At 56.9% G+C, this 26,901-nt stretch carries 27 protein-coding genes and 1 pseudogene; 26 read left to right on the top strand and 2 right to left on the bottom strand.

Annotated elements, in window-relative coordinates; translation table 11 throughout:
* Nucleotides 1-160 precede the first annotated feature (160 nt).
* Complete coding sequence (locus J7E41_RS07815; protein ID WP_251029388.1) at nt 161-925, bottom strand: S24 family peptidase; 765 nt, start codon at nt 923-925, stop codon at nt 161-163.
* A gap of 99 nt (nt 926-1,024) precedes the next feature.
* On the opposite strand from J7E41_RS07815, the gene J7E41_RS07810 reads away from it, so the two are divergent.
* The 26 genes from J7E41_RS07810 (at nt 1,025) to J7E41_RS07685 (ending at nt 26,325) form a co-directional block, all read left to right on the top strand.
* Nucleotides 1,025-1,285, top strand: coding sequence for a transcriptional regulator (locus J7E41_RS07810; protein ID WP_214991454.1), 261 nt, complete (start codon nt 1,025-1,027; stop codon nt 1,283-1,285).
* A gap of 336 nt (nt 1,286-1,621) precedes the next feature.
* The gene (locus J7E41_RS07805; RefSeq protein WP_214991452.1) at nt 1,622-2,131 is read left to right on the top strand and encodes a phage regulatory CII family protein; all 510 of its coding nucleotides are present in this window, start codon (nt 1,622-1,624) and stop codon (nt 2,129-2,131) included.
* Nucleotides 2,124-2,345, top strand: a complete 222-nt coding sequence (locus J7E41_RS28390; protein WP_214991450.1) for a TraR/DksA C4-type zinc finger protein — start codon at nt 2,124-2,126, stop codon at nt 2,343-2,345. Before J7E41_RS07805 ends, J7E41_RS28390 begins: the two co-directional genes overlap by 8 nt.
* 11 nt (nt 2,346-2,356) lie before the next feature.
* Nucleotides 2,357-4,564 carry a VapE domain-containing protein gene (locus tag J7E41_RS07795; RefSeq protein WP_214991790.1) on the top strand — a complete coding sequence of 736 codons (2,208 nt, stop codon included), beginning with the start codon at nt 2,357-2,359 and terminating at the stop codon, nt 4,562-4,564.
* 837 nt (nt 4,565-5,401) lie between these two features.
* Nucleotides 5,402-5,749, top strand: a complete 348-nt coding sequence (locus tag J7E41_RS07790; protein ID WP_032892960.1) for a phage holin family protein — start codon at nt 5,402-5,404, stop codon at nt 5,747-5,749.
* A 19-nt stretch (nt 5,750-5,768) separates the two neighbouring features.
* Nucleotides 5,769-6,500: a hypothetical protein gene (locus J7E41_RS07785; RefSeq protein ID WP_214991448.1), complete on the top strand. Its 732-nt coding sequence runs from the start codon at nt 5,769-5,771 to the stop codon at nt 6,498-6,500.
* A 208-nt stretch (nt 6,501-6,708) separates the two neighbouring features.
* Entirely contained in the window at nt 6,709-7,203 is a 495-nt protein-coding gene (locus J7E41_RS07780; RefSeq protein WP_214991446.1) for a hypothetical protein, read from the top strand.
* Nucleotides 7,166-9,238, top strand: coding sequence for a phage terminase large subunit family protein (locus J7E41_RS07775; RefSeq protein WP_251029387.1), 2,073 nt, complete (start codon nt 7,166-7,168; stop codon nt 9,236-9,238). Before J7E41_RS07780 ends, J7E41_RS07775 begins: the two co-directional genes overlap by 38 nt.
* 2 nt (nt 9,239-9,240) lie before the next feature.
* Nucleotides 9,241-9,462: a DUF6148 family protein gene (locus J7E41_RS07770; protein WP_032892955.1), complete on the top strand. Its 222-nt coding sequence runs from the start codon at nt 9,241-9,243 to the stop codon at nt 9,460-9,462.
* Entirely contained in the window at nt 9,459-11,069 is a 1,611-nt protein-coding gene (locus tag J7E41_RS07765; protein WP_214991444.1) for a phage portal protein, read from the top strand. Before J7E41_RS07770 ends, J7E41_RS07765 begins: the two co-directional genes overlap by 4 nt.
* A gap of 2 nt (nt 11,070-11,071) precedes the next feature.
* Nucleotides 11,072-12,421 (top strand): S49 family peptidase, encoded by a 1,350-nt coding sequence (locus J7E41_RS07760; protein WP_214991442.1) that lies wholly within the window; start codon nt 11,072-11,074, stop codon nt 12,419-12,421.
* Between the two features lie 41 nt (nt 12,422-12,462).
* Nucleotides 12,463-12,879, top strand: a complete 417-nt coding sequence (locus tag J7E41_RS07755) for a hypothetical protein (protein ID WP_214991440.1) — start codon at nt 12,463-12,465, stop codon at nt 12,877-12,879.
* Between the two features lie 55 nt (nt 12,880-12,934).
* A complete protein-coding gene (locus tag J7E41_RS07750) occupies nt 12,935-13,882 on the top strand; it encodes a Mu-like prophage major head subunit gpT family protein (protein WP_214991438.1) in 948 nt (315 codons plus the stop codon).
* A gap of 35 nt (nt 13,883-13,917) precedes the next feature.
* Nucleotides 13,918-14,166, top strand: coding sequence for a hypothetical protein (locus J7E41_RS07745; protein WP_214991436.1), 249 nt, complete (start codon nt 13,918-13,920; stop codon nt 14,164-14,166).
* Complete coding sequence (locus tag J7E41_RS07740) at nt 14,156-14,356, top strand: hypothetical protein (RefSeq protein ID WP_214991434.1); 201 nt, start codon at nt 14,156-14,158, stop codon at nt 14,354-14,356. Before J7E41_RS07745 ends, J7E41_RS07740 begins: the two co-directional genes overlap by 11 nt.
* On the top strand, nt 14,349-14,636 hold the full coding sequence (locus J7E41_RS07735) for a hypothetical protein (RefSeq protein ID WP_214991432.1): 288 nt from the start codon (nt 14,349-14,351) through the stop codon (nt 14,634-14,636). Before J7E41_RS07740 ends, J7E41_RS07735 begins: the two co-directional genes overlap by 8 nt.
* Nucleotides 14,637-14,639: 3 nt before the next feature.
* Entirely contained in the window at nt 14,640-15,092 is a 453-nt protein-coding gene (locus J7E41_RS07730) for a hypothetical protein (RefSeq protein WP_214991430.1), read from the top strand.
* A gap of 10 nt (nt 15,093-15,102) precedes the next feature.
* Nucleotides 15,103-15,858, top strand: a complete 756-nt coding sequence (locus tag J7E41_RS07725; protein ID WP_177142123.1) for a hypothetical protein — start codon at nt 15,103-15,105, stop codon at nt 15,856-15,858.
* Entirely contained in the window at nt 15,855-16,202 is a 348-nt protein-coding gene (locus J7E41_RS07720; RefSeq protein WP_214991428.1) for a hypothetical protein, read from the top strand. Before J7E41_RS07725 ends, J7E41_RS07720 begins: the two co-directional genes overlap by 4 nt.
* Before the next feature lie 65 nt (nt 16,203-16,267).
* The gene (locus tag J7E41_RS07715) at nt 16,268-16,459 is read left to right on the top strand and encodes a hypothetical protein (RefSeq protein WP_214991426.1); all 192 of its coding nucleotides are present in this window, start codon (nt 16,268-16,270) and stop codon (nt 16,457-16,459) included.
* 79 nt (nt 16,460-16,538) lie between these two features.
* Complete coding sequence (locus J7E41_RS07710; RefSeq protein ID WP_214991424.1) at nt 16,539-19,313, top strand: hypothetical protein; 2,775 nt, start codon at nt 16,539-16,541, stop codon at nt 19,311-19,313.
* 10 nt (nt 19,314-19,323) lie between these two features.
* Nucleotides 19,324-19,974: a DUF2460 domain-containing protein gene (locus tag J7E41_RS07705; protein ID WP_353049391.1), complete on the top strand. Its 651-nt coding sequence runs from the start codon at nt 19,324-19,326 to the stop codon at nt 19,972-19,974.
* Nucleotides 19,971-20,831, top strand: coding sequence for a DUF2163 domain-containing protein (locus J7E41_RS07700; protein ID WP_214991420.1), 861 nt, complete (start codon nt 19,971-19,973; stop codon nt 20,829-20,831). Before J7E41_RS07705 ends, J7E41_RS07700 begins: the two co-directional genes overlap by 4 nt.
* Nucleotides 20,828-21,271, top strand: coding sequence for an NlpC/P60 family protein (locus tag J7E41_RS07695; RefSeq protein ID WP_214991418.1), 444 nt, complete (start codon nt 20,828-20,830; stop codon nt 21,269-21,271). The genes J7E41_RS07700 and J7E41_RS07695 overlap by 4 nt, the downstream gene beginning before the upstream one ends.
* Entirely contained in the window at nt 21,268-23,811 is a 2,544-nt protein-coding gene (locus J7E41_RS07690) for a phage tail protein (protein ID WP_214991416.1), read from the top strand. The genes J7E41_RS07695 and J7E41_RS07690 overlap by 4 nt, the downstream gene beginning before the upstream one ends.
* Nucleotides 23,812-23,823: 12 nt before the next feature.
* Nucleotides 23,824-26,325 carry an SGNH/GDSL hydrolase family protein gene (locus J7E41_RS07685; protein WP_214991414.1) on the top strand — a complete coding sequence of 834 codons (2,502 nt, stop codon included), beginning with the start codon at nt 23,824-23,826 and terminating at the stop codon, nt 26,323-26,325.
* A 370-nt stretch (nt 26,326-26,695) separates the two neighbouring features.
* On the opposite strand, the pseudogene J7E41_RS07680 reads toward J7E41_RS07685, so the two are convergent.
* Nucleotides 26,696-26,901 (bottom strand): annotated as a pseudogene (locus tag J7E41_RS07680) (IS630 family transposase); the annotation flags it as partial.

The raw sequence follows: 26,901 nt of genomic DNA, 5'->3' as shown, positions 1-26,901 counted from the left end.
TGGATTATGGCTAGGCGGCGCACTTCGAAAATGCGGCTAGGTGGGCACGTTGGGAATACGTGCAGGGTTGCGGTTTGCATGAGTATTGCCTCGCTCTGTGGTATGAGAGTGAGGCAAAATTAGCAACAGCTAAATTTTTATGCAATAGCAAATGCTAAATTTAAATGTCGATGTATTTTGACGACTTCAATATTGCGGCTACGTAATGGACTTTTTCGACGAGATGCTCATCCAAAAAGATCGGCGGATAGCCGTCGCTAATGCTGTCGAATCTATATTGTCCGTCCCGAAGGTAAATGAACTCCTTGACCATAGACCTGCCATCCATTGTTTTTACGAGTACCTCGTCGCCGGTCTGATAGCGATGATTTGGTTCAATAAGAACAAACTCTCCGCTTTTGATGCGCGGGTGCATGCTGCTACCCACCATCTTGAGGCCATAGGCGTCGGGGTCGGAACTGACTATATCTATGTAGCCATCACCATGCCCGGCTGGGTAGTCAAGAGCGTCAAAGTAACCATCAGTTCCCAGCATAGCTTTACCTACTACGGGCACCGGTGCTGCCTGGCGGTTCTTAGCGGACCACTCCCTCTCCTCGGCAGCACGTTGGGCGGTTTCGTTGATCGCCGCGTTGAAAAACGCGGGATGAGGAAGTGTTGGCGGTTTGAGGTCAAGTGCTAGCCATTTTGCCGTTATGCGATTCTGGTCTGCTGCAGAGTAATTGCCTGTCGTGAGCAGTTCTGCTGGAACAGCTAATTTTTTAGCTAGATTCATCGCAGCGCGATCCCCTAGCGTCCGATGACCGTTAAGGATCTGCGAAAGATAGGAGGCGTCAATATCGGTATGCGCTCCTGCAAAATCCTTCAACTGGTTTTCACCAATCAGGGCTTTGAGGATGGTTAAGCGTTTTTCGTAAATATCCATATGTAAATCATGTATCTACCGTTAGCAGCTTGTAAATTACATTCTGCTATTGCTTGATGGATTAGCGTTTGCTAATCTCTGGCTGTTCTGGAGGTGAACATGATTCTACTTGACTACTTAAAGGGTTTGGATGCGGCGCAGCTCGAAGCATTTGCCGCTCGCTGTGGCACATCGGCAGGACAGCTTAAGCAAATTGCCTATGGTAATCGTCGATCCAATGCGGGTCTCGCAATTGCCATTGATAGGCAGACCACTGGCCGAGTGACTTGCGAATCGTTACGTCCCGATATCGATTGGGAGTATTTGCGAAAGCAGGGACATAACTCTGTTGTTGCGGATGTCTCAGCTCAAGCGGCTTAAGAAAAAAGGCGACCGAAAGGCCGCCCAGTTTCTCCCGGCACACACCACCACAGTGCTGTCGGGTCGCGATAAAGGTAGACGGAGCAAACCACATGCAAAACCGTCTCTTTTTACCGCGCTGCCAAGGCACGGATGCCTTGGGTTGCCTGCTAACCCACCACGGTCTGCAGGCTGTATCGGCAAGGTGCATGCGGAGCATGTGCCTTGCCGTTGGGGGTGCAGCCGGGTTTTCTACCACAGAGCGACCGGCTGCATATGACCACTTACTAGTGACCACGGCGCAACTGTATCAAACAGGCGTGCGGCGGTCACTGGCAGACTTTTGGGTGTAATGCCATGAACCGTAAACATTTCAGTTCTATTGAGCGCGCACAGCGTTCGCTCTTGACCCTACCGCAAGCGCTGCACCACGCAGCTCGCGATTACCCCGGCGGCGCCACTGCCATTGCCGCTATCGACGGCGGCAACGCCACCACCCTCAACCATAAGCTGAGCCTGACCAATAGCAGCCATACACCAAATATTGGCGACCTTGAATTGGTGCTGGATGCAACGCGTGACCCGCGCATTGTGGATGCGTTGCTGCATCCAATTGGCTGGGTGGGTATCGACGTTTCCGAGTTGAGTGATACCGACACGGCGCAATCGCTGATGGCGGGCATTGGCGGGTTGTTATCCCGTGAAGGTGAGTTAGCCACACATTTATCGGCCACGCTGTCGGATGACAAGGTGGACGATGGCGAGCTAGCCGAGTTTGAGCTGCTGGCCGAGCGCATGGTGCAGGCGGTGTTCAAGTTGCGAGCGGTGTTGCGCAAGAAGCATGCGGAGGACCTGACCCATGGCTGATAACGCAGACGTAGCTGACGATGTTATCGCTCTTAATTTTGCAATGGCTCTGGCTGCTCGACCTATTGCGAAACCGGGTCAATGCGCATTGGCGTGCGTGGACTGTGGAGATGCCATCCCTGAGGCGCGTCGGCTGGCGTTGCTTGATCGAGGCTGCACGCGCTGCACAGAGTGTGAAGAGTTGGCAGACCGGCGGCGCGGGGTACGGGCATGACTAATCACGAACTGCTCGATGACGTATTGGCCCAGCTGCAGGACTATGGGCTTAAACCGGAAACCCCGCTGGTGATTGGTAAGCGAGTGCGCTGCGAGTGCGACGGCGATAAGGCTCCGGAGAAAACCGGCTGGTATGTGATTTATGAGCATCAAACCGATGACGGCAGGGTGCTGTATTTCGGCGCATTTGGGGATTGGCGCCAAGGTGAAAAGGGGAGCTGGCAGAAGATCAAGGTCAAGGGTGGCCGGCTGAGCGCGGAAGATCGGGCAGTGATGCGGGCGCGGGCAGAGGAAGGCCAGCGCAAGGCGGCATTGGCCGAGGAGCGAAAGCACCGTACCGCTGCGAGGCGCGCTGCTGGCATGTGGAAGCACTTGTCTGAGAAAGGTAGCTCGCGTTACTTGGATGCCAAGCGGGTGGTCGGCTTAGGTCTACGTTACAAGGCTAAGAGTGGCACGGCCTTTGTCCCAATGCGCAATGTGAAAGGCGATATTGTCGGTCTGCAGGTGCTATACCCGGAAAAGCAGGTGAATACGGGCAGGAACAAAACCTATTGGCCGTATGGCTTGGCGAAGGAAGGAGCGTTCCACTTGATCGGCCCGGAGCCTGAGCCGGGAGATGTGATTTTGATCGCAGAGGGATACGCGACCGGCGCTAGCCTGCATATGGCGACCTCGCTGACGGTATGCATTTGTTTTGATGTCGGTAACTTGTTGCCGGTGGCACAGGCTATGCGCACAAAATACCCTGGCCGACAGTTAGTGTTTTGCGCTGATGATGATTGGAAGACGGTGGTGAATGGTCTGCCATACAACGCCGGCGTAATCAAAGCCGGCAATGCGTCGGTGGTGGTGGGCGGTCAGGTAGTTATGCCCGTGTTCGATAACGACCGCGAGGATGGTTGGACGGACTTTAACGATCTGCACTGTGCCGAGGGCCTGGACGCAGTGCGGCGCCAGGTGCTGGCGGTGGTGCGGCCGCCTACAGATGAGGGGTGGCGAGACAAGCTGCAGTATTCCGAAAAGGGCGGATTGATCGTACATCCGTTCAACGTGGCAATGATTCTGGGTAACGATAAACGCTGGGCCGGAGTGGTCGCTTGGGACTCATTCAGTTCGAAGACGCGCAAATTGCGCACGCCACCGTACGGCGGTGGTGTTGGTGACTGGAGCGATTTGGACGATATCAGGGTCGCGCTTTGGCTTGCTGACGTGTACGGACTGCGAGTGAAGACGGTCCATGTTGTTGAGGCAGTAAGTGCCGTGGCAAACGACAACTCCTACCACCCTGTACGTCAGTATCTGGAAGCACTGGAATGGGATGGCATGCCACGTCTTGAGCGTTGGTTGCAGGATCGGTTGGGGGTCGTGAACAGTGAGTACACCCGCAAAGTCGGCAAGCGCTGGATGCTATCGGCCGTAGCTCGCGTGTTCCGGCCTGGTTGTAAGGCTGACTCGATGTTGATTCTGGAAGGCTTGCAGGGCGAGGGTAAATCCACTGCTGCACGGGTTTTAGGTGGCGAATGGTTTATGGACACGTCGTTTGACCTAAGCAGCAAGGATGCCTATCAGGCGATCCGGGGCAAGTGGATTGTGGAGATGGCCGAGCTGGACTCTCTGAACAAGGCAGAGTCGACCAAGGCCAAGCAGTTTGTTTCATCGGCTATCGACACCTATCGTGAGAGCTATGGCCGCCGCATGCTTGATGTGCCGCGACAAAGCGTTTTTATTGGCACTACCAACCAAGATGAGTACCTGAAGGACGACACCGGCAACCGCCGTTACTGGCCGGTGATGTGTACCAAGGTTGATGTCGAGGGCCTGCGGGCCGACCGTGACCAACTCTGGGCCGAGGCGGTAGCCTGTTTTCGCGCAGGTGACCCATGGTGGGTTGAGCGTGAGGAGGCTGATATTTTTGCTGCCGAGCAGGATCAGCGCTATCAGGCGGATATGTGGGAAGACCTGGTGGTCAGCTACCTGGCCGACAAGCATATTGGCGAAACGGTGACAGGCGCTCACTTGCTTGAGCATGCGCTTAACATCGATCCGAGCCACTGGGGCAAGCCTGAGCAGATGCGTGTCGGTAAGATTATGCATCGGATGAAGTGGCCCCGGCGGCGCAAAGGCAGTGGCCCAGCTGGCATGCGTAGCTATGAGTATGTGAAGCCTGCGGAGTGGAAACGTGGAGCGGCTGCACCCAGGCAGGAGAGCGCATTTTGATCTCTGAAATGGATGAGATGTTGAAGTTATGGGCTCTCGATATGCATGGCGGGGGAGGCACTGAAGGATCTGCCAGCAGCATGTTGGGGCAGTTAATAGATTGCCAGGGAGAACTGATCCGTGGTTCACGCGGTGGCTCGAAGATGCTGCTGCCGTGGAGTGCTGACCTTGAGGTAATCGTAAACAAGCATCTGTCCTGGCCTTTGGCCCAGGTGGTGCGTGAGCATTACCTGAATCATGAGAGCGTGGAGCGACAGAAGTGGGCACACTGTGGGTGCGGGCGGACGCAGTTTTATGCGCGATTGCACTCGGCACATTTGGAAATTGCTGGCATGCTTTTGGATCGTGTAGCGTGATTGTGCTGTCTGCCCCGGCGCGACCCTCCAGTGTTTTTGTTGGTGGAACGTCTGTACGCCGCGTGGTAACTGGTGACGGCCCACCGGCCCACCTTTACCCGCACTCTCTCGTATGGCGTAGGCACACACAATCACGCACGCGCATACGCGCAGCGTTTATTACTTTCTCTCTCTACATGGAAAACTTAATAAATAGTAGGACGGAAGGACAGCGCCTTTGTTTTTCGGCGTTTCAGACGTCGCGCCTCTCTTGTGATTGGTGGGGCTGGTAAGGAGGTGGCCTGCGGCGCTGGAGCCAGTAACGTTATATGGCCGTTGATTGCCAGTGGGTTACCGTTGATTGCAGGGGTGGCAGTGCTGCACCCTTGCTGCCACCGGATTGGAGGGGTATAAATCAGTCATGTTCAAAGAGGTACGCAACCAGCGACCTCACCACAAACCCGGCCCTTGCGCCGGGTTTTCGCGTTTATGGGGTAAGGCAATGACGAACGAACAGCAAGCGCTGGCAGAGATGCCCATCTGGTTAGTGATTGTCTTGGCTCTGGTGGGCGGTGTGTCCGGTGAGATGTGGCGCGCAGACAAGGAAGGGGCACGGGGCTGGGCACTGGTTCGACGGTTGGCCCTTCGGTCGGGCGCCTGTGTTGTGTGCGGCGTGTCAGCGATCATGCTGCTTTACGCGGCGGGCATGTCGATTTGGACATCAGGCGCGTTGGGATGCCTTACGGCGATGGCAGGTGCTGACGTTGCCATTGGGCTGTACGAGCGGTGGACAGCCAAGCGGCTGGGCCTGAGTGAGTCAGCAGCGGTAAACGGTGATGTAGGGCGTTAAGCCTCAAGGAGCCAGGGCCATGATGCGGCTTGAGATGCGTGACAACATCGATCAGATCGTCAGGGAGATGCGCGGTATCAGCCGGTCGAAGGTGCCAACAGCAGCAGCCAAGGCGTTGACCTTCACGGCGGAGCGCGTCCAGGCTGCCGAGAAAGCCGAACTGGCCCGGGTGTTTGATCGCCCCACACGTTGGACGTTGAACTCTATCTTCAAGCGCAGCGCCACGGTCAACCGGCTGTACGCCCGGGTGTGGGTCAAAGACGAAGCCAGCTCAGGTGTTCCCGCATCCAAGTATTTGCCGGTACACATGGACGGTGGCAACCGCCCGCACAAGCGCTTCGAGAAGGCGTTGATCCATTACGGCTTGATGCCAGCGGACATGTACGCAGTACCAGGTCGGCGCGCCCGAATGGATGGCAACGGGAACATCAGTCGCGGCCAGATCGTGCAGATCCTATCCGCCCTCGGCGCAGCAGAGCGGGTGTCGGGCTTCATGGCTAACCGCACGAAACGAAGCCAGCGGCGCAACCGAAATGCGCCGGACTACTTCGTGGGTCGGCCTGGTAACGGCACCGGCCCTCGTGGCATTTGGCAGCGGGTCGGCAGTGGTGCCAGGCCCATCCTGATCTTCGTAAAGCGCCCCACGTATCGACGGCGCTTTGACTTCTACGGGGTCGCCAATCGCGTGGCCCAGGCTGAGTTCGAGCCGCTGTTCCGGCGTGCCCTGGCTCGGGAGATGGAAAGGGGCTGACCTCCCGTCGATTTCGTGCTTTTTCTCTCAAAAATTGGCCATATTTCAATGATTTGGCAGGTTTTAGGCTTGACAGGGGCATATGTGCCCCGAAATCAATGGGTCCTTCCGGGCACCGGGGCCAACGGGGTAATTCGAACCCCGACTTTTTCACAGATTCAACATGACATAGGGGGTTCCGCTTCCATGTCAGCAACAGGACAAGATCATGCCAACCCAACGTGAAGTCGCTGATCACCTGGACATGAGCGAGCGAAATGCCCGCGATGTGCTCAAAGCGCTGGACCTAGACTGGCAGACCGCAAGCCTGGATGAGATCCGGACGGCCTACATCCGCGATCTGCGCGGAAAAGCCGCTGGGCGCGGGGGCAGCCAGCTCGAACAGCTCAACAGGGCGCGGATCGATGACCTGCAGCAGAAGTCGGCTAACGGACGGTTGGCGTATCACGAAAAACTGAGATCACTGATCCCGGCGAGTGAGGCTGAGCGGGTGCTGTCCGACTGGGCCAGCTTCGCAAACCGGGAATACCTGGGCGGCCTTGAACGAATCATTCAGGAAATCGAGAACGTGCAGAAACTCACGGTAGATCGAATAGTGGTGGCCAAAGTTGCTGGACCTACAACCGAGCGAATTGCAGGCTACGCGCGAAAACTTGGCGCGGAGCTTGTCGGCAGCAGCGGGGAAGTTCAACCCGCCCCGTGACATCCCAACGGCGCATTACCTGAGCACCGAGTTTTACCTGCCCGCTGAGAGCGGTGTGCTGCACGGGCTCTACGACTTCCAGTACACGCCTTACTTTCTCGGCGTTGCCGCTGCCCTGGATGACCCACGGGTAAGCGAAGTCGATCTGATGAAAGCGGCGCAGATCGGCTGGACGTGGTTCCTCATCGGCTACCTGTTCAAGTTCATCCACAACCTGCCGCGTCCGATCATGATCCTGTTTGCCAAGGAAAAGGACGGCAAGAACTTCCACGACGAAAAGCTCAAGTTCGGCGTCAACGCGAACACCGAGGTGGCGAAGCTCATGCCGGTGGATGTCAGCCGCACATCCGGAAACCGCTGGGACCATAAGACCTTTCCGGGCGGGTTCCTCAAGCTGGTCGCATCCAACTCACCGGGCAACGTCAAGTCCACGTCTTCCGTGGGCTTGTCGGTGGTAGAGGAACCGGACGATACCAGCGACGACGTGAAGGGGCAGGGCGATGCGATCGCCCTGCTGGAAGAGCGCGGCAAGCGGTATCCCGGATCCAAGATGCTGGTAGGCGGAACGCCGGCGATCAAGGGCGCGAGCAAGACCGAAGCACGCCTGGCCCAGACCGATTGCCGCGTGCTGCCGGTCATCTGCCACTCCTGCGGTCAGGCGCATGTGCTCGACTTCGCTCATATTAAGTGGCTCGACATTGAGGAAGAAGCAACCCCTCATGAGATCTACGGCCGCGCAGATCCTGAGACGGCCGGCTACGGTTGCCCGCACTGCGGCGAGATCTGGGACGACTACCAGCGTAAAGAGAACATCCGCAATACGGTGTTCAACGCGGTGGAAGCCGGCGACCCATACTGCGGCTGGGTGCCGACCAAACCCTTCGCCGGGCGTGCCGGGTTCATTGAGCTGAATGAGCTGTATGCCTGTTTGCCCGGCACCAGCCTGGCCGACATCGTGCGCGAAAAGCTCAACGCCGAACATCAGGCGGCCATGGGCAACCTGTCGCTGCTGATCAAGTTCGTGAACCAGAAACAAGGTCGTGCCTACGAGTACAAATCCGATCTGCCCGAAGCCGACAAACTGGCCGAACGCGCAGAGGACTACCCGGAGATGTACGTGCCCATGGGCGGGATCGTGGTCACCGCCGGGGTCGATGTGCAGCACGACCGTTTGGCGGTGGTGATGCGGGCCTGGGGCCGGGGTGAGGAATCCTGGTTGCTTTACTGGGGTGAAATCTACGGCGAAGTGGTGCTACCTGACCAAGGCGTCTGGTTGGATCTGGAAAAGCTGCTGTTTGCGGCGATTCCCCACGCCTGCGGCGCAAAATTGAAAGTGCTGGCGACTTCGCTCGACACCTCCGATGGCACCATCACCCAGGACGCGGCTTATGCGTTCTGCCGTAAGCACCAACGTAGCGGCGTGATGGCGATCAAAGGCGCGAGCGAGCGCGGCAACACCCGCGACGATGAGCGCCGGGAGATCTTCAGCGCGCCTCGGCAGGGCGTCGATACCGACAAAGAGCAAAAGGCCTCCAAGTACGGCCTGCGCCCTTACATCGTCGGCACGTCGCGGGCCAAGGATCTGTGGATTGAAGGGCGGCTACCGCTGACTGGTGATGGCCCTGGTCGGATGCACTTTTACAAGACGGTGCGCCCGGACTACTTCCGGCAGATCACCGCCGAAGTAAAGGCACCCAGCCGTCGACACCACTACCGCAAGGTGTGGCAGAAGAAGGCCGGCGAGCCGAACGAAGGCACCGACTGTGAAACCTACGCGCTGCACGCGGCCCGCTCGCTGAAAACGCATCTACTCCAGGAACAGGATTGGGCGGCGCTCGATGCCCAGATCCGTCAGGGTGGTTTGTTTGATCAGCCCGAACCGGTTAGGCCTGAGGCCGAGCCCAATCCCGAAACCGAGGGGGCGACCCCGGAACCATCGCCGCCCGTTGAACCCCCCGATCTCCTGCCTGCTGGCGGGAGAGTTGTTTCTGGGCGCCGCAGTGCAATGCGCGTGCTCTCCCAACGCAGGAATTAATCATGGCTATCACCCTGGAACAAGCGCAAGGCCAGCTCCAAGCCTGGCTCGATGCGAGCATGAAGGTCAGCCAGAAGCAAAGCTACCGGATCGGCACCCGCCAGCTGGAGTACGCTGACCTTGCCGAGATCACCAAAACGATCGACTACTGGCAGAAGCAAGTTGATGGCCTGGAAAGCGGCCGGCCACGGGGGATTGTCCTACGTGGGATCACGCCGCGATGAGCCGCGCCCCGAAAGCCCCAGAACCAACACTGCTCGACAAGGCCATCACCTGGTTGAGCCCTGAACGCGGCGCCAAGCGCATGCATGCCCGGCTCACCATGACCGCGCTGGGCGGTTACAGCGGCGCGTCGAAGGCCAAGCGCTCGTTGAGTGCTTGGAACCCCGCCGCCGGCAGTGCAGCGGCTGACTTGCTGCCCGACTTGCCCACGCTTCGCGAGCGGTGCCGTGACCTTGAGCGCAACAACCCCATCGGCGGCGGCGCGATCAATACGGTGACGACAAAAACAGTTGGGACAGGCCTGGCGCTCAAGTCTGTGGTGAACCGCCAGATCCTTGGCTGGGATGAAGATCAAGCCAGGGAGTGGCAGCGCAAGACTGAGTCGTTGTTCAAGTCCTGGGCGGAAACCACCTGCTGTGACATCACTCGCGAGCAAAACTTCTATGGCTTGCAGGATCTGACCTGGCGTTCGGTACTGAGCAGCGGTGATGTGTTTCCGCTGTTGACCCACAAGGAACGCCCTGGTCATCACTACTCGGCCTGTATTCAGCTTATTGAAGCCGACCGGATCTGCAACCCGTCGGGCAAAGCCGATACTGAAATTCTCACCGCCGGCATTGAACGTGACGCCGATGGGGCGCCGATCAAGGCTCACATTCTGCGCAGCCACCCTGGCGCGCTGGGCGTGAAAGAGCGGGTCTGGGATGAACGTCCGTTCTTCAATGAACGCGGCGGTCGCGTGTTGTTGCATGTCTACCGCCGCCGCCGGGTGGGCCAGCCCCGTGGCGTACCGTACCTGGCGCCGGTGATCGAAAAGCTAAAGCAACTGGACCGCTACACCGATGCCGAGCTGGAAGCGGCGGTGGTGTCGGCGTTCTTCGCTGTGTTCATCAAGCCGGGGACAGGCGGGAGCCTGAGCCCATTAGCATCTGCTGCCACCGGCAACACTCCCGTCGACGGTGACCAGCCTGCAGGACGGGAGCAGGGTGGCTGGGACGGTTCGCTTAGTGGTGGCATTGTCGCAGAGCTGGACGACGGCGCGTCGATTGACACTGCGGCCCCAGGCCGGCCGAATATGGCGTTTGACCCGTTCGTGCTGGCGATGCTGCGCCAGATCGGCATGGCCCTGGAATTGCCCTATGAAGTTCTGATCAAGCACTTCACGGCCAGCTATACAGCCGCGCGTGCGGCAGTCATGGAGGCTTGGCAGTTTGTTCGTGGTTGCCGCGACTTCCTGGGCTCACACTTCTGCCAGCCGGTGTACGAGCATTGGCTTGAAGAGGCCATTGCGCAGGGGGATATCGAGGCTCCCGGGTTTTTCGATCACCCGCTACTCCGCTATGCCTACTGCGGTTCTCTGTGGGTGGGCGATGGTCCTGGCACCGTAGATCCGCTGAAGGATATCAACGCCGCTGAAAAGCGGATCGATATCGGCGTCAGCACGCTGGCGAAGGAATCCATGCTCTACGACGGCAGCGACTGGGAGGAAAACCACGAACAGCGTGCCCTGGAGGTGAAGCGCCGGCGCGATGACGGGCTATCAGCTTCACCGACGGCCCGCCCGGACAATGAGCCGCCGGCCAATCCCGACTTACCTGAACGGACCTAACTATGAGCGACAACCCAACCGATGCACCCGTGCACCGGGTGACGGCGTTCGACCTGGTGTCACGCGAGCCCTGGGCCATCACCCCGGACGTGCTGCAGACCATCACCGCCATTGCCCGTCGCGAACACGAAGGCCCGGAAGCGCTGGAGGCCAGGCAGGGCAAGCCCCTGCAGAACAGCCGCGCCGTGACTCAGCGCGGCAACGTGGCGTTGCTGCCGGTCACCGGTCCAGTGTTCCGCTACGCCAACTTGTTTACGGCGCTGTCCGGTGCGACTTCTCTTGATGTTTTGGCAAAAGAGTTCAGCACCGCAGTGGACGATCCGCGGACCGACACCATCATTCTGGTGATGGATACACCGGGCGGTATTGCCAGCGGCATCGCTGAGTTCGCTCAGATGATCCGCGCGTCTCCCAAGCAGGTGGTGGCCTATGTGTCCGGCAACGCGGCCAGCGCCGGTTATTGGATGGCGGCAGCAGCCCATGAAATTGTCATGAGCCGTACCGGAGCCGTGGGATCCATCGGCACCGTGTTGACGGTGCGCAAAAACGGCGACGACGGCAGCTTTGAAATCGTCAGCAGCCAAAGCCCGAAAAAGCGGCCGGACTTCGGTACCGAATCAGGCCGCGCTGTCGCACAGGCCCACGTCGACCGCCTGACCGACATCTTCGTCGAAGACGTCGCCAATTATCGCGGCCTCAGTGTTGAAACCGTCCTGGCTGACTTCGGCCAGGGCGACATGCGGATTGGCTCGGATGCCGTGGAACTGGGCATGGCCGACCGTGAATCCACCCTTGAAAACCTTATCGCCGAATTCAACGGCAGTCCTTCTGGAGATCGATCTATGTCCACCACCACCAGTAGTACCGCACCAACTCCGACCCCCGATAAGCCAGTCATCACCCGTGAATACCTAGCAGCGAATCACGCCGAATTGTTGGCCAGCCTGGAACACGATGCACATGCAGCTGGCGCTCGCGCCGAGTGTGACCGCATCAAGGCAGTCGAGGCGGCCGCGTTGCCCGGCCATGAAGAGCTGATCGCCAGCCTCAAGTTCGATGGCAAAACCAGCGGCGCCGAAGCGGCTGCACAGGTGATTGGTGCCGAAAAGTCCAAGCGCGCCAATGCTCTTGCCGAAATTCGCAGTCAGGCCCCTGCGCCGGTACCCAATGCACCCACGCCACCGGCTGCACCAGTTGCCGCCGAAGAAGATCCAGAGGCACCACTGGAAGAGCGTGCCAAGGCAACCTGGGACGGTGACAAGGATCTGCGCGCCGAGTTTGGCACTTTCGAGGCCTATCACGGTTATCGCAAGGCCACCGACCGTGGTTTGGTCAAGGTTCTGAAAAAGTAAGCACCTGGTAAACCCCTCAACCCCTGGCTCTGGAGAATCCCATGCCTCTTACACTCGATACCCCCCGCGCTTACGAGATCGGCACCATCAACGACTTGGCCGTTGCCGCCGGTGTGCAGATCTTCGAAGGCTCGGCCGTTGGCATCATCGCTGCCAGTGGCCTGGCGCGCCCTCTGGCGGCTGGTGATCTGTTTGTCGGGTTCGCTGATCGCGGCGTCGACAATCGCATCGGAGCCGCTGCGGCTGCACGCGTACGCCTTCGCGAAGAAGGCAAAATTGAGCTGCCCATCGCCGCTCTGGCGCTTGCCGATATCGGTAAGCGGGTCTATGCCAGCGATAGCGGCGCGTTTCTGCTGACAGCGGCCGGCAATAGCCTGGTCGGCCATGTTCACCGTTTTGTCCGCTCTGGCGTCGGTATCGTCAAGTTCGCCGCCCAGCCAGTGCCCGTCGCGCCTTAACCCTACGCCCAACCCCTTCCTTTTTTGAACATATCCTTCTTCAGGAGAATCACCCATGGGTGCTGAAGTACTTTCCAGCCGTGCCGTCATCGGCATGTTTTACGAAATGCTCGAACAGAATGTGGGGTCGACTTGGATTGACGCCGTGTCCAACCTGTTCGATTCCGACCAGGCCAAAGAGACCTACCCGTGGATCGGTATGGTACCGACACTGCGTGAGTGGATTGGCGGGCGTCACGCCAAGGGCTTCATCGGTGCTGAACTCGAAATCGAAAACCTGCACTTCGAAGCAACCATTGAGGTTCTGGTCAAAGAGCTGCGCCGCGACAAGACCGGGCAACTGCGCATCCGCCTCGGCGAGCTGGCCGACCGCACGAATGCACACTGGGCCAGGCTGCTTTCGGTACTGTTGCTCAATGGTGAAACCCAGGTCTGCTACGACGGCCAGTACTTCTTCGACGTTGACCACGAAGAAGGCCAGAGCGGGGTGCAGTCGAACAAAATCACCACCAAACTTTCCGAGCTGGCGGCGGCTGTTCATGGCACACCAACCCGACCGAGTGTCGAGGAGTTCCAACAGGCAGTTGCCCGGTCTGTGACCCAGCTCACCAGCCTCAAGGATGATCAGGGCGAACCCATCAACGAACTGGCTCGCGAGTTCCTGGTGATGGTGCCGTTCAACCTGTTGAGCGTTGCTCAGTCCGCGCTGAGCGTTCCACGCGGAACCAACATCAACGAGATTGTCATGCCCGACAACGTGGTGGTCCGCGTGGTCGGTAACGTGCGCCTCAATGCTTGGCAGGACAAGTTCGTGACCCTGCGTACCGATGGCCGTTTGAAAGCGTTCATCCGTCAGCAGGAAACCGACGTCGCGATGAAGGCGAAGGCGGAAGGCTCGGAATACGAGTTTGACAACGACGCGCATCAGTACGGTGTCGACACCTGGCGCAACGCCGGTTTTGGCCGCTGGCAGTACGCCGTCCTTAACCAGTTGGTGGCATAAGCCGGTCGGCCTGCCACCTCACCGAGGACACTGATATGCCGAAATACCGCGTGACAGAGACCATCACCCTTTACGGTGGTGAGTTGATCCTGACAGACGGCCAGGCCAGCGCCCGAAAGCACTGCCTGGAGCCGGTCGAAAAGAAAAAGGGGCGCTACACCATTCTGGAGCCTGTCCAGTTCAAAGTCGGGGAGGTGATCGTGATCCCCGGTGAGCCGGACAAGGCGCTGGATCAGCGACTTGTGAAAGTGGATAAAGCTGGAGGAACCGGCGATGCCGAATAGATCCTACACCGTGAAATCTGGCTCCTTCCGCCGGCCTGACAACACCTTGGTCAGCCAAGGAGGGGTGGTTGAACTGCCAGACGATGTGGCTGATCGCTTCCGCCACCAGTTGGAAGTCGTGGTGGCCGAGCCGTCAGCGGCTCCGGCAACCGATGGTGGGCGAAAGGCTAAGGTGAGCCCCGATGCTTGACGAAGACCTCAGGGGCTTTCTTGAGGACTTCGACGTTGGCGGGATTGTTGATGGTGAGCCGTTTCTGGCGGCGCGCGACATGCCGGATGAGATCCACGGCATGGGCGGCACCAACAGCCAGTCCACAGGCTACGAGATCCTTGTCATCACCGCCGAGGCTGAACGCCTCGGTATCAACAATTCGAAGCTGATCACCATCGGTGGCGTGTCCTACCGGGTCCGCGACCGCCGGATGATCGATGACGGCGCCTTCAGCCTGGCTTCGCTCACCAGGGTTTGACCCATGCCCTCAATTCAAGACCGCATCGTCTCCAAGGCGCAGGCGCTGATTAAGGCTGCCGGTACGCCGGCGGCTGATCGCGTGTTTCGAAGCCGTACCGAAGCGATCACCCGCGACCTCACGCCTGCGATCGTGCTGCGTCCCAGCCTCGAAACCACCGAACGGGAAAGCTTTGCCGTGGACCGCAACCAGTTCGAACTTACGGTGGAGATCATCGCCAGGGAAGACACTGTGACAGGGGGCGCCTGGGACCAGGTGGCTGACCTTGTGAAGGTTGCCGTCCACGCAGTGTTGGCCACCGAGGACGCTTTCCCGGAAGCGGATCGGGTCCAGCGGTTTTACATCGACTGGATCGAGGACGAAGGGGACAACACCGCAGGCAACTGCCTGGTCCGCTATCGCTTTACCTACTTGTGCAACACCGGCGACTTGACCACCGGCCCCACCTATTACTGAGGAATAAATTATGCAAATTGCATTCGGCAGTGGGTTGTTTTACGCCACCCCGCTGATGGACGCCTATGGCAACGCCTTGGCGTCACCCACCCCGATCCTGCTGGGCATCATGCAGGAAGCATCGGTTGATCTGTCCTACGACTCCAAGGAGTTGTTCGGTAGCGAGCAGTTCGCCGTCGATGCCGCGCGTGGCCAGGGCAAGTTGTCCGGCAAGGCCAAGGCCGCCCAGATCAGCCTGTCGCAAATGAATGCGCTGGTATTCGGGCAAACCTTGCAGGCCGGCCAGGTGCTGGTGCACCACGCGACCACGCCCCAGGACATCCCGGTGGGTGGCAAGATCATTGTCGCCGCACCAGGTGCTGGTTTGCTGTCGGGTGACCTGGGGGTTCGCGGCGGTGGTGCTGCTCCCTTCACCCGTGTTCTGGCAGCGCCGGCCAAGGGGGAATACACCTTCGACTCTGGTACCGGAGAATATGCGTTCGCCACTGCGGACGTCGGCGTACCGGTGTTTATCGACTATCGCTACTCGGTCGCCACCGGCAAGAGCCTTTCGGTACGCAATTTGCCGATGGGCGATATGCCGGTGTTCCAGGGCGAGCTTTACCTGAAATACAAAGGCAAGTCGATCTACGTCCGCGTACCCAACTTCGTCAGCAATAAGTTGAGTCTTTCGACTAAGCAGGACGACTACACAATCCCTGACTTTGAATTCACTGGCTATGCCGATGAGTTTGGCGAAGTCGCTTACTGGAGTTCCAGCGAATGACCGTCGTTAAAATCCCCGGTGTGATCTTCCCGTTCCCCGGAAGTTCCCTGGTTATCCCGCCTCTGACGTTGGGTGACCTGGAGCAACTGCTGGACCGGATCAATCGAGTCATGGCCGGCAACATGGACAAAGACAGTATCTCCACGGTGATCGACGCCACCCATGCTGCGCTTCGTCGAAACTACCCCGAAATGGAGCGCGCCGAAGTCGCCAACCTGCTGGACCTTGGCAACATGCGCGAAGCCCTCGGTGCCGTTATGGGGGCGTCTGGGCTTGAAGTGACGGAGCCTGCGCCGGGGGAAGGTCAGGCCCCTTCGACTGGGGCCAGCTCTACGCTCACTTGATCGCCAGTACCGGTCAAAGCCCGGTCACGCTGCGGCGTGATTGGGACATGGTGATGGTTGGGCATATGACCGACTACTGGCGGCATCATCCACCTGTGCACGTGCTTGTGGCTGGTTACATGGGCTACAAGCCGACTGATGACGTTACGGATGCGCCTGATCTGGCGAGCAACTTGGCGGCAATGGCGGCAGACATGCGGGCGGATTTGCCTGAGCATCTGCGTGGGGCGCTGGATGCATTCGTCCCGCCCGTATGACCCTGATCCGGCATTTTTCCCAATCACCCACTAACTCCGCTCCGGCGGAGTTTTTACGTCTGCAATGTGAGGTTTTGGCATGGATAGAAATATCGCGTACCAGTTCACTGCCGGCACCCAGGGCTTTGACCGCGCAATCGAAAGCATTGAGCGGAATATGCGTGACGCTCGAACGACTTTCAGTCGCGAACTGCGGGCGATCAATACCGAAATGGTGGGTAGCCAAACGCAATTAAGCCGGTTTGGCCCGGCGGTCAATGATGCATTGGGCGGCGTCAGCACCATCATGCGCTCTGGGCTTTCCAGCGTCGCGGCCGGGCTGATCGGTGTTTTTGCGCTTGGCGCGTTCAAGGTCAAGCAACTGGTTGTTGACAGCAAGGATGCGGCAATTCAGCAGCAGGCGGCTTATAGAGGCTTGGAGGCAGTTGCCAACCACGCGGGCGTCGGTATTGGCCGCGCCATGGATGAGGCGAACAAGCTTGCTGCTGATGGCCTGATCAGTGTGGGAGATTCGGCAAAAGCGCTTCAAAACCTCTTGAGCCGGGGCTACAACGTCGACCAGGCAGTGAGTGTTATCACGCGCTTGAAAGATGCTGCGGCCTTCAATAGACAGGCAAACCTTAGTCTGTCGGAAGCGGTGGTGTCGGCCACCGAAGGTTTGAAGAACGAAAACTCGGTGTTGGTCGACAACGCCGGTGTCACGAAAAACGTGGCGAAAATGTGGGAGGAATATGCCAAGAGCATTGGCACCACCCGTGACAAGTTGACCGATTCGCAGAAGATCACCGCTGAGTACAACGGGGTGATGAAAGAGACTGAAGCGCAGGTTGGCAACGCCGCGAAAGCGGCTGACGGCTTGACTGGTAGTCAGGCTGAGCTCGACTCAAAAAGTAACGAGCTGCAAGTCACTATAGGCACGATTCTGGAGCCTGTTTTTGTCAGCCTGAACAAGCGATTGGCTGAGACAGCTAGTTGGTTCAATAGTCTTTTGAAAGGCATGACTGGTGTAGGGGCGACAGTCGACGAAGTAGCGGCGAATGTTGCTCGCTATGAAGCAATCCTCAAGGACTTCAAGCCTGGTCCACGTGGTAACGGTAGTAAGGCTCCACTTGAAGCGGCATTGGTGGAGGAGCGTCTGCTGCTGGAGAACATGCAACTTGTCTCCAACAAAGTTGATGAGGTGGACGCCGGTATGCGTTCCCGTGTTGCGCGCATTGAAGAGCAGCGGCGAAAGGTGGCTGACATGGCAGCGACGGGCGACACCGCGCTAACTAAGCCTCCACAGCAGGGCAGGACGGCGCCAACGGCTTACGGCATCGAGATCGCCCGTCTGACTAAGCTTGAAGCAGGCTATGCGGCAGCGATTGAGCATCGGGAGAAAGTTAAGACGTCCACGACGCCTCCTACGAAAAAGACGGACGACCCCATTACTTCTCCCGGTAAAGCAACATCGCGGGTTAGTCAGTGGTCCGAGGCGCTAGATGCGCAAAAAGTCGCGCATTCGCAACAGCAGGAAGAGCAGGGCACATTTCTACAGTTCTCCCAGCAACAGGAAGCGAACTACTGGCAGGGGATTCTCAAACGCACAGACCTCACGGCCAAGGAGCGTCTGGGAGTGCAACGTAATTACCTCACCGCGCTTGGGTCGTTGCGCCGTGAGGACGAAGGTAAGGCGTTCGCCGACCTCCAGGCACAGGCTCAGCAGTACCGCAACAACATGGACGCGCGATTGAACATCGCTCAACAAACGTTGGTGCGTAGTCAGCAGCTTTACGGCCAGGACAGCCAGGAGTACCGAAAGGCGGCAGCTGAGGTAGTCGCCATCGAGCGGGAAAAACAGCAACAGATCACCAACATGAAACAGCAGGAATTTGCCGCTGATAAGCAAGCGCGGCTGACCGATGTTGCCCATGCCGAACAAATGGCGCAGCTGGATTTGCAGGCCAATCTGATTACACAAGGTCAGTTGCTGCAATCCCAGGCTGAGTTTGAAAAGCAGCGGTATGCGATTGAAGCTGAGTCCTTGGCCCAACGCAAAGCGCTGCTGGATCAGGATCCGGATCGAAACCCAGTCGCGCTGCAGCAGGTGCAGCAGCAAATCCTCGCACTGGAGCAGACCCACCGCAACAGCATGGCCGTGATCGGCCGACAACAAACCATGGAGTCCCAAAGCAACTGGACAGGGATGGTGGGAAGCTTGCAGTCCAGCTGGTCCAGCGGGCTAAACGGGATCCTCACCGGAACGATGAGCACTCAGGGGTTGTTAAAAGGGATCTTTGGAAGCATCGGTACCGCGTTCATCGAAAACATGGTTACCAAACCCTTGATGGCTTGGATCTTCGGCGAGACGGCGAAAACCGGGGCGACCGTCACTGGTGTCGGTGTGCGTACTGCTGCAGAGGCGGGTGGAGCGGCCATGTCGGTCGCGATCTGGGGCGCGGCGACCATCTCCAACATCATCGCCAGTGCCTGGCAGGCGATGGCGGGTGCCTTTGCCGCAATGTCTGCCATTCCGTTTATTGGTCCCGTGCTTGGCGTCGCAGCGGCTGTAGCGGCCGGTGCGTTTGTGTTTGGCTTGGTTAAGAACGTGGCGTCCGCTGAAGGCGGTTACGACATCCCTGCGGGGGTAAACCCAATGACTCAGCTCCACGAGCAGGAAATGGTTCTGCCAAAGCAGTACGCCAACGTAATTCGTCAGGCTGCGAGCGGCGAGGGGCAGTTGGGCGGTGGCGGCGGTGGTTATCACTATCACGACAACAGCGGACGCCTGACACCTGCCGACATCCGCCGCAATGCGCGGGTGTTCGCGGATGAAATGCAGAAGATGCGACGCAATGGAGCCATAAAGGCATAGGGGGCGTTTGATGATTCTAGGGCCTTTTTTCCCAGCACGATGGATAGCCAGTTTCCCTGACCGGGGGGTGATGGCTGATGACGTATTGCCCCATATGCCGGGGCAAACGTTGCTAGCCAAAAAGTCTCCGGAGTGGAGTACGGGCGTCCAACAGTCGGTAAGTGGTCGACGCCGCACGACGTCTTACTTCGTCGCTCCGACTTGGTCGTTTCAGATGAATTACAACGCTGTCCGTAAACGCCCAGGGCTCGACGAATGGACACGCCTGGTGCAGTTCTTCAACGAGCGAAAAGGGCAGTTTGGGGAGTTTCTTTTCTTCGATCGCACTGACCACCAGGTGTCGAAACATCGCTTCGGATTTGGCGATGGCAGTACACAGACATTTCAACTGTCCAGGGCTATTGGCAGTTGGGTTGAGCCGATCTATGGCGTGGTCAATGTTGAAAGGTTGGCCGTGGGTGGCATCCCTGTGTCGAACTACAGCGTCGATGAATTAGGCAAGGTCACGTTCAGTCAACCACCACCAGCCGGCGCTGCTCTGGAGTGGACGGGGGCCTTTTTCTTCCGTTGTGCGTACGACTCGGACTCACTGGATGGTGCGCAGCCGTTCGGGAAAATCTGGGAAATGAAAAACGTGTCCTTCAAGAGCATTAAACCATGATCGCAGCATCCCCTGAACTAACTCAGTTTCTGGCTACGGCCCGAAGCTTCGTTATGGCTGACCTCTACACCATTGCTCTGGCGAGCGGCCAGGTGCTGCGATACACAGACGCTGGTAGTCAGATTTATGTTGACGGGCTGAACTATTCGGCGTCTGGGCCGTTGATTCGGCGCACTGGAATACGCATGGTTCGGGGGGTTGAAGTTGACACCTTGAACGTCACTTTTTATGCCGGTTTACAGGACACACTGCTTGGTGAGCCGGTCTTGGCATTTATTGCTGGCGGTGGTTTCGATGGTGCTTCATTGACTCTTTCCCGAGCATTTATGCCGGACTGGGGGGAGCCGGTGGTCGGGACCATTACGCGCTTCATCGGTCGTGTGGCCGAAGTCGATCCGGCAGATCGAGAGCAGGCAACTTTTGCGGTCAAGTCGCCCATGGAGCTGCTGGACACTAAGGTGCCGAAAGGCGTGTTTCAGCCAGGTTGCCTGCGAACCGTCTATAGCGCTGATTGCGGTGTAAACCGTGCATTGTTTGAAACGGCAGGGAACGTCTTGGCCAATATCACTTCCTTGAGCATTCAGACCGATGTCGCGGCGGGGAATGGATGGTTTGACCAAGGCGTGATCCGCTTTGTGAATGGAGGTAACGCTGGTGTTTCACGCACGGTTCGGCACCAAGCTGATGACGGTACCGTCAGTCTTATCCTCGGGTTACCAGCGGTACCACAACCAGGTGATCAGTTCCTGATTTATCCCGGTTGCCCGCGCACGCTGGACGCTTGCACCAACAAGTTCGGCAATCGTGGTCGTTATCGTGGGATGCCTTTCATCCCCGTTGCGGAGACCTCTGTATGACTGGGCTGGAGCAGCAGCAGCGTGAAGCAGTATTAGCAGAGGTGAGACGTTGGCTCAAAACGCCCTATGCGCATCGCCAGCACCTTCTCGGCGTTGGTGTGGACTGCGCCTGGCTGTTGATTGAGGTGTTTCACTCGGCTGGCCTCATGCCCTGGATTGACCCCGGCGCTTACGCTCAGGACTGGCATTTACACCGTAGCCAAGAGCTGTACCTAGGGTGGCTTGATGAGTACGGCCATGAAATTCAAAGCCCGCAGCCGGGTGACGTTGCCATCTGGAAGTTCGGGCGTACTTACAGCCATGGCGCGGTGGTCATTGATGAGCACCGGATTATTCATTCATACCGCGATATCGGGGTAGAAGTCGCCGATATGCGCGAGGAACGCTTGGCGAGCCGGCCGGTGCGTTACTACACACTTAACCGATATGGGGGCGAATGATGGGAGGCGGTGGCAGTAGCATCTCGAACAGTGCGACACGCATTAACGCCCTGCAGATTCAAAGCAGCGCCAGTGGCAAGCCTATCGCATGGGTTGCTGGGCGTAACCGCATCAGCCCCAACCTGATTTATTACACAGACTTTGAGGCGGTCGCGAAAACGACCAAAACCAAAACAGGTGGCAAGGGCGGTGGCGGGGCTACGCAAAAGGACACGACCTATACCTATTATGCGGCCATTATCTTGGCTATTGGACGTGGTCCGCTAGTAACGGTGCGGCGGATCTTTCGGGACAAGGAAGTCTTCGAAGAAAAAGTGGTGGGTGGTGTAGCCCAATCTGCGCTCGCCCAGATAGGTTTTAGTTTTATGCCTGGCATTCCAGACCAGCCGGTGTGGGGCTATCTTGAAACTAAACACCCGTCCGAGGCGATCGCCTATTCAGACACAGCCTACGTTTATTCGGCTCACTATCTTTTGAACGATAACGCTGGCGTGCAGAACCACACGTTTGAGGTTGATGGCCCCTATCAGGTGCCCGGTCTGGCCGATGCGAACCCCGGTGTATTTTTGCCTGGGCTGTTGATGGACCCGTTAGATGGTGTGGGTTTCGATCCGCGGTGGATTGCTGACATGTCCAGTTATCGTGACTACTGCCTGGCCGAGAACCTTCTGTTAAGTCCTGTGCTCGATGAGCAGGCGCCGGCGAGTGAGGCTATTACCCGTTGGCTGCAGCTGACCAATAGTGAGATGGTTTGGTCGGCGGGCAAAATGAAGGTCATTCCATATGGGGACCAGGTGGTTACCGGCAACGGTATTACGTGGTCACCAAACGTGACCCCGGTTGCGCATCTTACCGATGACGATTTTCTGGCTGAGACTGGCACGCCCCCCGTACAACTCAAGATCAAGAGTCAAGCCGACAGTTACAACGAAGTGTCACTGGAGATCCTTGATCGTGACCATGAATACAATACGGATGTTGTGCGCGGTGTAGATCAAACGGCCATAGAGCAGTTCGGCTCACGGCCCATGGATACCATTAAAGCGTATGAAATTTGTGACGTTGCGATTGGCTCTCACGCAGCGCAACTGTTGGTGCAGCGCAAACTCTACATTCGCAATGAATATCGATTTTCCCTGGGCTGGCAGCACGTTTTGCTTGAACCGATGGATCTCGTGACTGTAACGGAGCCTGCGCTGAAGCTGAATCGCAGACTGGTCAGGCTGGTTTCAGTAGAAGAGGACGAGGATGGGAAGTTGGCAATTGTTGCTGAGGACGCCTTGCTGGGAGTAGGCAGCGCTCCAAAGTACCCAGTCCAAGCTAAAACCGGTTATCAGGGCAATCAAAATTCAGCGCCTGGGCCGATTTTGCCGCCCATTCTCTTCAATCCTCCAGAGAGTTTGTTGCTTCCTGGTGAGCAGCAAATCTGGGGGGCTGTGGCCGGCGCTGGGGTGAACTGGGGCGGTTGTGAGGTTTGGATCAGTGCTGACGGTAACAGTTATCGTATGGTGGAAAGCGTTTACGGACGCTCACGAATTGGACGACTAACCGCGCCGCTGGCCACCGGGGCAGATCCTGACAATGCCAACACGTTGTCAGTGAAATTATCTGTTTCTGCTGAACTCACGGCGGCGACAACCGCCGAAGCTGACAGTGGAGCGACCTTGTGCTGGATTGATGGTGAGTTGATCAGCTACAGGGATGCAACACTAACGGCGCCAGGGACTTACAACTTGAAATACCTACGGCGCGGGCGGCTGGGTTCGGCTGTTTCTCATCATTCCGTAGATGCTTCTTTTGTTCGTCTCGATGATGCGATATGGAAGTACAACTATGCAGTGGACCAGATAGGTAAGCAGGCTTGGGTCAAATTTCGGTCGTTCAATGTTTTCGGTCGCGCCTTGGAGGATCTAGCCGATGTCACCGCGTACAGCGTCATGCTTTCTCCTGTGCGTGTAGTACCTGGTTCGGCTGAAAGTTTGCAACTGGTGGGTACCTTTGAAGCTCCTTACTTCACAGTAAGTTGGGTTGCTGGAGTGCGCGCGGAAAATCGACTGGTAAGGATCCGCAATGCTGCTACCAACACGTTGTTGCGTGAGGTGCCCACCACGGGCACTACCTTCACCTACCAGCGTGCTGATGCGCTTGTCGATGGTGCTTTGGTTCGGAGTTACCGCGTGGAGGTCGTTGAGCGAAACGCTGCTGGCAACGCGCCAGTGGTTGCTCTGGTGGTGGTCAACACTGCACCGCCTGCTGTCTCTGGCTCGGCGGTAACTGTCACCAGCGGCACCACAGCCAGTGTGAGTTGTACCCCAAGCCCGGCCCCCGACGCGGCTGGATACATGTTTGTTTACTCGACGGCCTCGGGCTTCGACCCCACTGTTGCCGGCACCGTCGGTTATCAAGGGAGTTCGGCAAGCGGCCAAATTTCAGGGTTAATCGCCGGATCAACCTACTACCTGCGGATTGCTGCCTTCGATACCTGGAGCAGTGTTCGTTCACAACTAAATTTCGCGCCCGCGATCGTCTTTCAAACCTGACAGAGATTAACTATGCAGCCTATTCAGTTCTTCGCCGCAAGAGCCGAAGACGGTGCCCTATTGCCTGGCGCTACCGTGGACGTGTTTGTTCACGGTACCCAGGAACGTGCCGTTCTGTACTCCAGCTCCCCTGTAACCACCCCGATAGAAAATCCGGTCCAGGCTGACGCAAATGCACGGGTTTTTTTCTACACGACAGCTGCCAGAATTGATCTGCGGATCAGTCGATACGGCTACGTGGCCCCGCTGTTGGTCGATATCTCAACGTGGGACGCAGCTACTGCCGTAGAGCAGGTTCAGGCGCAAATTGACAGCGCGCTGAATAAGATTTCTGACTCTTTAGATGAAATGGAGCAAGAGTTTAATGCCCTGTATAACAGCTTGGGCTTTGAACCGGTCTATCTCATTTACGGTGCTGGAATTAAAGTCGAACGGCCTAAGCAGCTTGTTCAGCGGGACGGTGAACTTTATCAAGTTGTCGATCAGGCTAGCCTGCCGCTAATTCTTTCTGGGTCTTGGGCTACCGATGCTTCGAAACTAAAAGCCGTTGGTGATCGTGCATTGCGTACTGAAATGGCCTCGGCAGATGGCGCATCCTTCGTTCGTAATCTTGATCAAACTTTGGACATTAAGTTAAAAGAGCAGGTTTCGATAAGAGACTATGGTGGTGGAGAGGAGGTTTCTGACAATCTCCCAGCATACAATCGAGCGAAAGCAGCGGTTGTGCCTGGAGGTAAAATTAAATTTCCGAAACTTTCAACCGGTGTCTATTACTGGCCTGTCGCTGGAGCTGATTTGTCAGGGATCGTACTGGATCCTGATCCGGAGGTGACATTTTCTGGTGCAATTTATGGGGGTATGTTTTCCTCGAATATCGTTACCACAACGGACTATGTTTATCGAGTGACAGAAGGAAACCCAAAGAATTACGATTTGGAGCTGAGGGCGAATTTTAGCCGCGGGAGCCGTAGGAACAAAAAGCGGTTATGGCTTTCTGAGTCGGACATTACTGATCGCCGGCCAAAAGCAGTTGTGGCTAACGGGGCAGCAACTGAGTTGGTTTATAAACAGATTGGCCTGGGAGGCGATACGGTCGTGTCGTTTTCTCCTGCGGGTGGCGGTGCCGATACTTTGTATCTGACTCCTCCTAGCGGAGGACAGACTCAGCTTGGTTTGTATGCGCTCAGGCCGGGCAGTTCAGTAGTGGCTGGTGTAAGTGTCCCCCCGTCGAATCAAGGGGAAATCGCTGTAGGAGTGATATTTTCCACTGGCTACTGTGTTCTCAGGGGCTATCCAAACAGTGATGTATGGGAGCTGGTGACTAAGTATCAAGGGGTTGCGCAAACGGTACTAAGACCGGCTGTTATTTCTGACACGCCTGGCTATCGTCCCGATTGTCCTATTTTAACTGTGCGTTTTATCACATCGATCAGGTTTCAAGTTTTGATCAGTGGGTCAGTTCTCGTAGATGTGCAGTTAACTAGTGGCTACCTGATGTACGCAGGATTCGGGGCGACTGGGATCGGTTCTGGAGCCTCTATTAATTATGTAGGATGGTACTCAGAAAAATTCAAGGTTTCAGACTCTCCTAGGTCGCGAGTTTTAGGGTTTCTTGGGGATTCCCTGACTGATGATTTATATGGGGCGCATCCATGGTGGATTGCGAACGCGCTGGATGGTTCGTTTGGAATAAGGATTAACGGGATTGAGAACAGAGCTATTAGTGGCCAAACTACGCAACAGCAACTAAATAATCTTAATTCCAACCCCTTTGTAAATGCGTCTGATGTGTTGGTGTTTGTCGGTACGAATGATACTCAGGGTGCAAACACATATGCGGCATTTGTTGCTACGTACTCTGCAGTGCTTGAGAAGGTGCGAAGCGAAGGGCGCTCAATTACATTGGCTATCTTTCCGCTTTGGTGGACTCAGGCTCAATCAGGTGGGTCCGGCGGGGCAAGCCAAAATGCAAGCAAAGGTGGGGACATGCGGGCGGCAATCGGTAGATTTGCAGCTGACAGGGGATACAACTTAATTGATCTCACGCATGTAACAGGTCCGTTGGCTGCATCGTATCTGAACTCAACATTTGCAGACTCATACCTGCGCGACAACGTTCACCAAACCTCTTATCTGAATGAGGTGTTCGGTTATGCCATCGCGAAATGCCTGGCAGAGACTATTTGTCCGGTGTCGGTGCCCAATACATCATGGATGGATATAGCCGCCTCGTCTTACGCTGCCGGATTTTCAGGCAGCATACAATTCAGGTTTATCGATGATGATATTGAGTTTCGAGGTAGTGTTACTGCCAACAGCGGCAACATTGCAGATGGAACGACAGTGTTCAATACACCGGAATTTTTGGTACCGAACGTAATTCGAATGGGTTCAATTTTCGGTAGCGTATCGTCTTCTGCTGGGTTTGTTGCTATCAAATCAGCGGCTGTAGTGAGGGGGGTGTCGGCCAGTCCGTCTGCTAGCTTTGACGGCGTTCGGTACTCGAAGGCTTAACTATTTTTCCAATTGAAGGGCGGTATTAAAAGAGCCTCCTTCGTGATCTGATCTCACGAAGGAGGCTTTCTGATTAAATGGTGTTTGATGGATGGGTTATCGGAGTAGCCATTGGCATGGTAGGGCGTGGCGTTTTCTTCACGCCATATGCTAGCTTATCTTTAATTTTAAGTATTGGGAGCTCAAAAAAGTGATAGCAAATTATAGTGACCGAAAATGTTAAAAGTAAGCGAATTGCATCTGCTGTTGGTGCGCTGTAAGCCGGAATCCAGTTGTGATAGATTGCTGCGCTTACGATGTGGAACGTAAAGCCATGCCATATGTATAGCCCATAACTGATTTTCCCAATGTAAGCTAGTGTCCTGAGCGGTTAATCCATTAATTTATTTTTGGTCGCACTCAGCTTTGCTTTATGCACCGAACTGATGATGGACTCAGCTGTTTTGTTCCATTTGAACGGTTTGGCTGAATGCTCGTTATGAGCCTCGATAAATTGGCGGATAGCCGCTTTCAAATCGGCCACGCTGGTGAAGGCGCCCCGGTACAGCGCTCGTCTTTCCAGTTGCGCGAACCAGC

The sequence above is a fragment of the Pseudomonas fluorescens genome, from assembly GCF_018614655.1.
GTDB lineage: Bacteria > Pseudomonadota > Gammaproteobacteria > Pseudomonadales > Pseudomonadaceae > Aquipseudomonas > Aquipseudomonas fluorescens_BX.
Note: the sequence above shows the minus strand (reverse complement) of the source record. Positions and strands in the feature narration are given on the sequence as shown.

Excerpts from the sequence above, each read along its gene's own strand:
- J7E41_RS07815 (WP_251029388.1), bottom strand. The coding sequence starts at position 925 with ATGGATATTTACGAAAAACGCTTAACCATCCTCAAAGCCCTGATTGGT.
- J7E41_RS07810 (WP_214991454.1), top strand. The coding sequence starts at position 1,025 with ATGATTCTACTTGACTACTTAAAGGGTTTGGATGCGGCGCAGCTCGAA.
- J7E41_RS07805 (WP_214991452.1), top strand. The coding sequence starts at position 1,622 with ATGAACCGTAAACATTTCAGTTCTATTGAGCGCGCACAGCGTTCGCTC.
- J7E41_RS28390 (WP_214991450.1), top strand. The coding sequence starts at position 2,124 with ATGGCTGATAACGCAGACGTAGCTGACGATGTTATCGCTCTTAATTTT.
- J7E41_RS07790 (WP_032892960.1), top strand. The coding sequence starts at position 5,402 with ATGACGAACGAACAGCAAGCGCTGGCAGAGATGCCCATCTGGTTAGTG.
- J7E41_RS07785 (WP_214991448.1), top strand. The coding sequence starts at position 5,769 with ATGATGCGGCTTGAGATGCGTGACAACATCGATCAGATCGTCAGGGAG.
- J7E41_RS07780 (WP_214991446.1), top strand. The coding sequence starts at position 6,709 with ATGCCAACCCAACGTGAAGTCGCTGATCACCTGGACATGAGCGAGCGA.
- J7E41_RS07770 (WP_032892955.1), top strand. The coding sequence starts at position 9,241 with ATGGCTATCACCCTGGAACAAGCGCAAGGCCAGCTCCAAGCCTGGCTC.
- J7E41_RS07765 (WP_214991444.1), top strand. The coding sequence starts at position 9,459 with ATGAGCCGCGCCCCGAAAGCCCCAGAACCAACACTGCTCGACAAGGCC.
- J7E41_RS07760 (WP_214991442.1), top strand. The coding sequence starts at position 11,072 with ATGAGCGACAACCCAACCGATGCACCCGTGCACCGGGTGACGGCGTTC.
- J7E41_RS07755 (WP_214991440.1), top strand. The coding sequence starts at position 12,463 with ATGCCTCTTACACTCGATACCCCCCGCGCTTACGAGATCGGCACCATC.
- J7E41_RS07750 (WP_214991438.1), top strand. The coding sequence starts at position 12,935 with ATGGGTGCTGAAGTACTTTCCAGCCGTGCCGTCATCGGCATGTTTTAC.
- J7E41_RS07745 (WP_214991436.1), top strand. The coding sequence starts at position 13,918 with ATGCCGAAATACCGCGTGACAGAGACCATCACCCTTTACGGTGGTGAG.
- J7E41_RS07740 (WP_214991434.1), top strand. The coding sequence starts at position 14,156 with ATGCCGAATAGATCCTACACCGTGAAATCTGGCTCCTTCCGCCGGCCT.
- J7E41_RS07735 (WP_214991432.1), top strand. The coding sequence starts at position 14,349 with ATGCTTGACGAAGACCTCAGGGGCTTTCTTGAGGACTTCGACGTTGGC.
- J7E41_RS07730 (WP_214991430.1), top strand. The coding sequence starts at position 14,640 with ATGCCCTCAATTCAAGACCGCATCGTCTCCAAGGCGCAGGCGCTGATT.
- J7E41_RS07725 (WP_177142123.1), top strand. The coding sequence starts at position 15,103 with ATGCAAATTGCATTCGGCAGTGGGTTGTTTTACGCCACCCCGCTGATG.
- J7E41_RS07720 (WP_214991428.1), top strand. The coding sequence starts at position 15,855 with ATGACCGTCGTTAAAATCCCCGGTGTGATCTTCCCGTTCCCCGGAAGT.
- J7E41_RS07715 (WP_214991426.1), top strand. The coding sequence starts at position 16,268 with ATGACCGACTACTGGCGGCATCATCCACCTGTGCACGTGCTTGTGGCT.
- J7E41_RS07710 (WP_214991424.1), top strand. The coding sequence starts at position 16,539 with ATGGATAGAAATATCGCGTACCAGTTCACTGCCGGCACCCAGGGCTTT.
- J7E41_RS07705 (WP_353049391.1), top strand. The coding sequence starts at position 19,324 with ATGATTCTAGGGCCTTTTTTCCCAGCACGATGGATAGCCAGTTTCCCT.
- J7E41_RS07700 (WP_214991420.1), top strand. The coding sequence starts at position 19,971 with ATGATCGCAGCATCCCCTGAACTAACTCAGTTTCTGGCTACGGCCCGA.
- J7E41_RS07695 (WP_214991418.1), top strand. The coding sequence starts at position 20,828 with ATGACTGGGCTGGAGCAGCAGCAGCGTGAAGCAGTATTAGCAGAGGTG.
- J7E41_RS07690 (WP_214991416.1), top strand. The coding sequence starts at position 21,268 with ATGATGGGAGGCGGTGGCAGTAGCATCTCGAACAGTGCGACACGCATT.
- J7E41_RS07685 (WP_214991414.1), top strand. The coding sequence starts at position 23,824 with ATGCAGCCTATTCAGTTCTTCGCCGCAAGAGCCGAAGACGGTGCCCTA.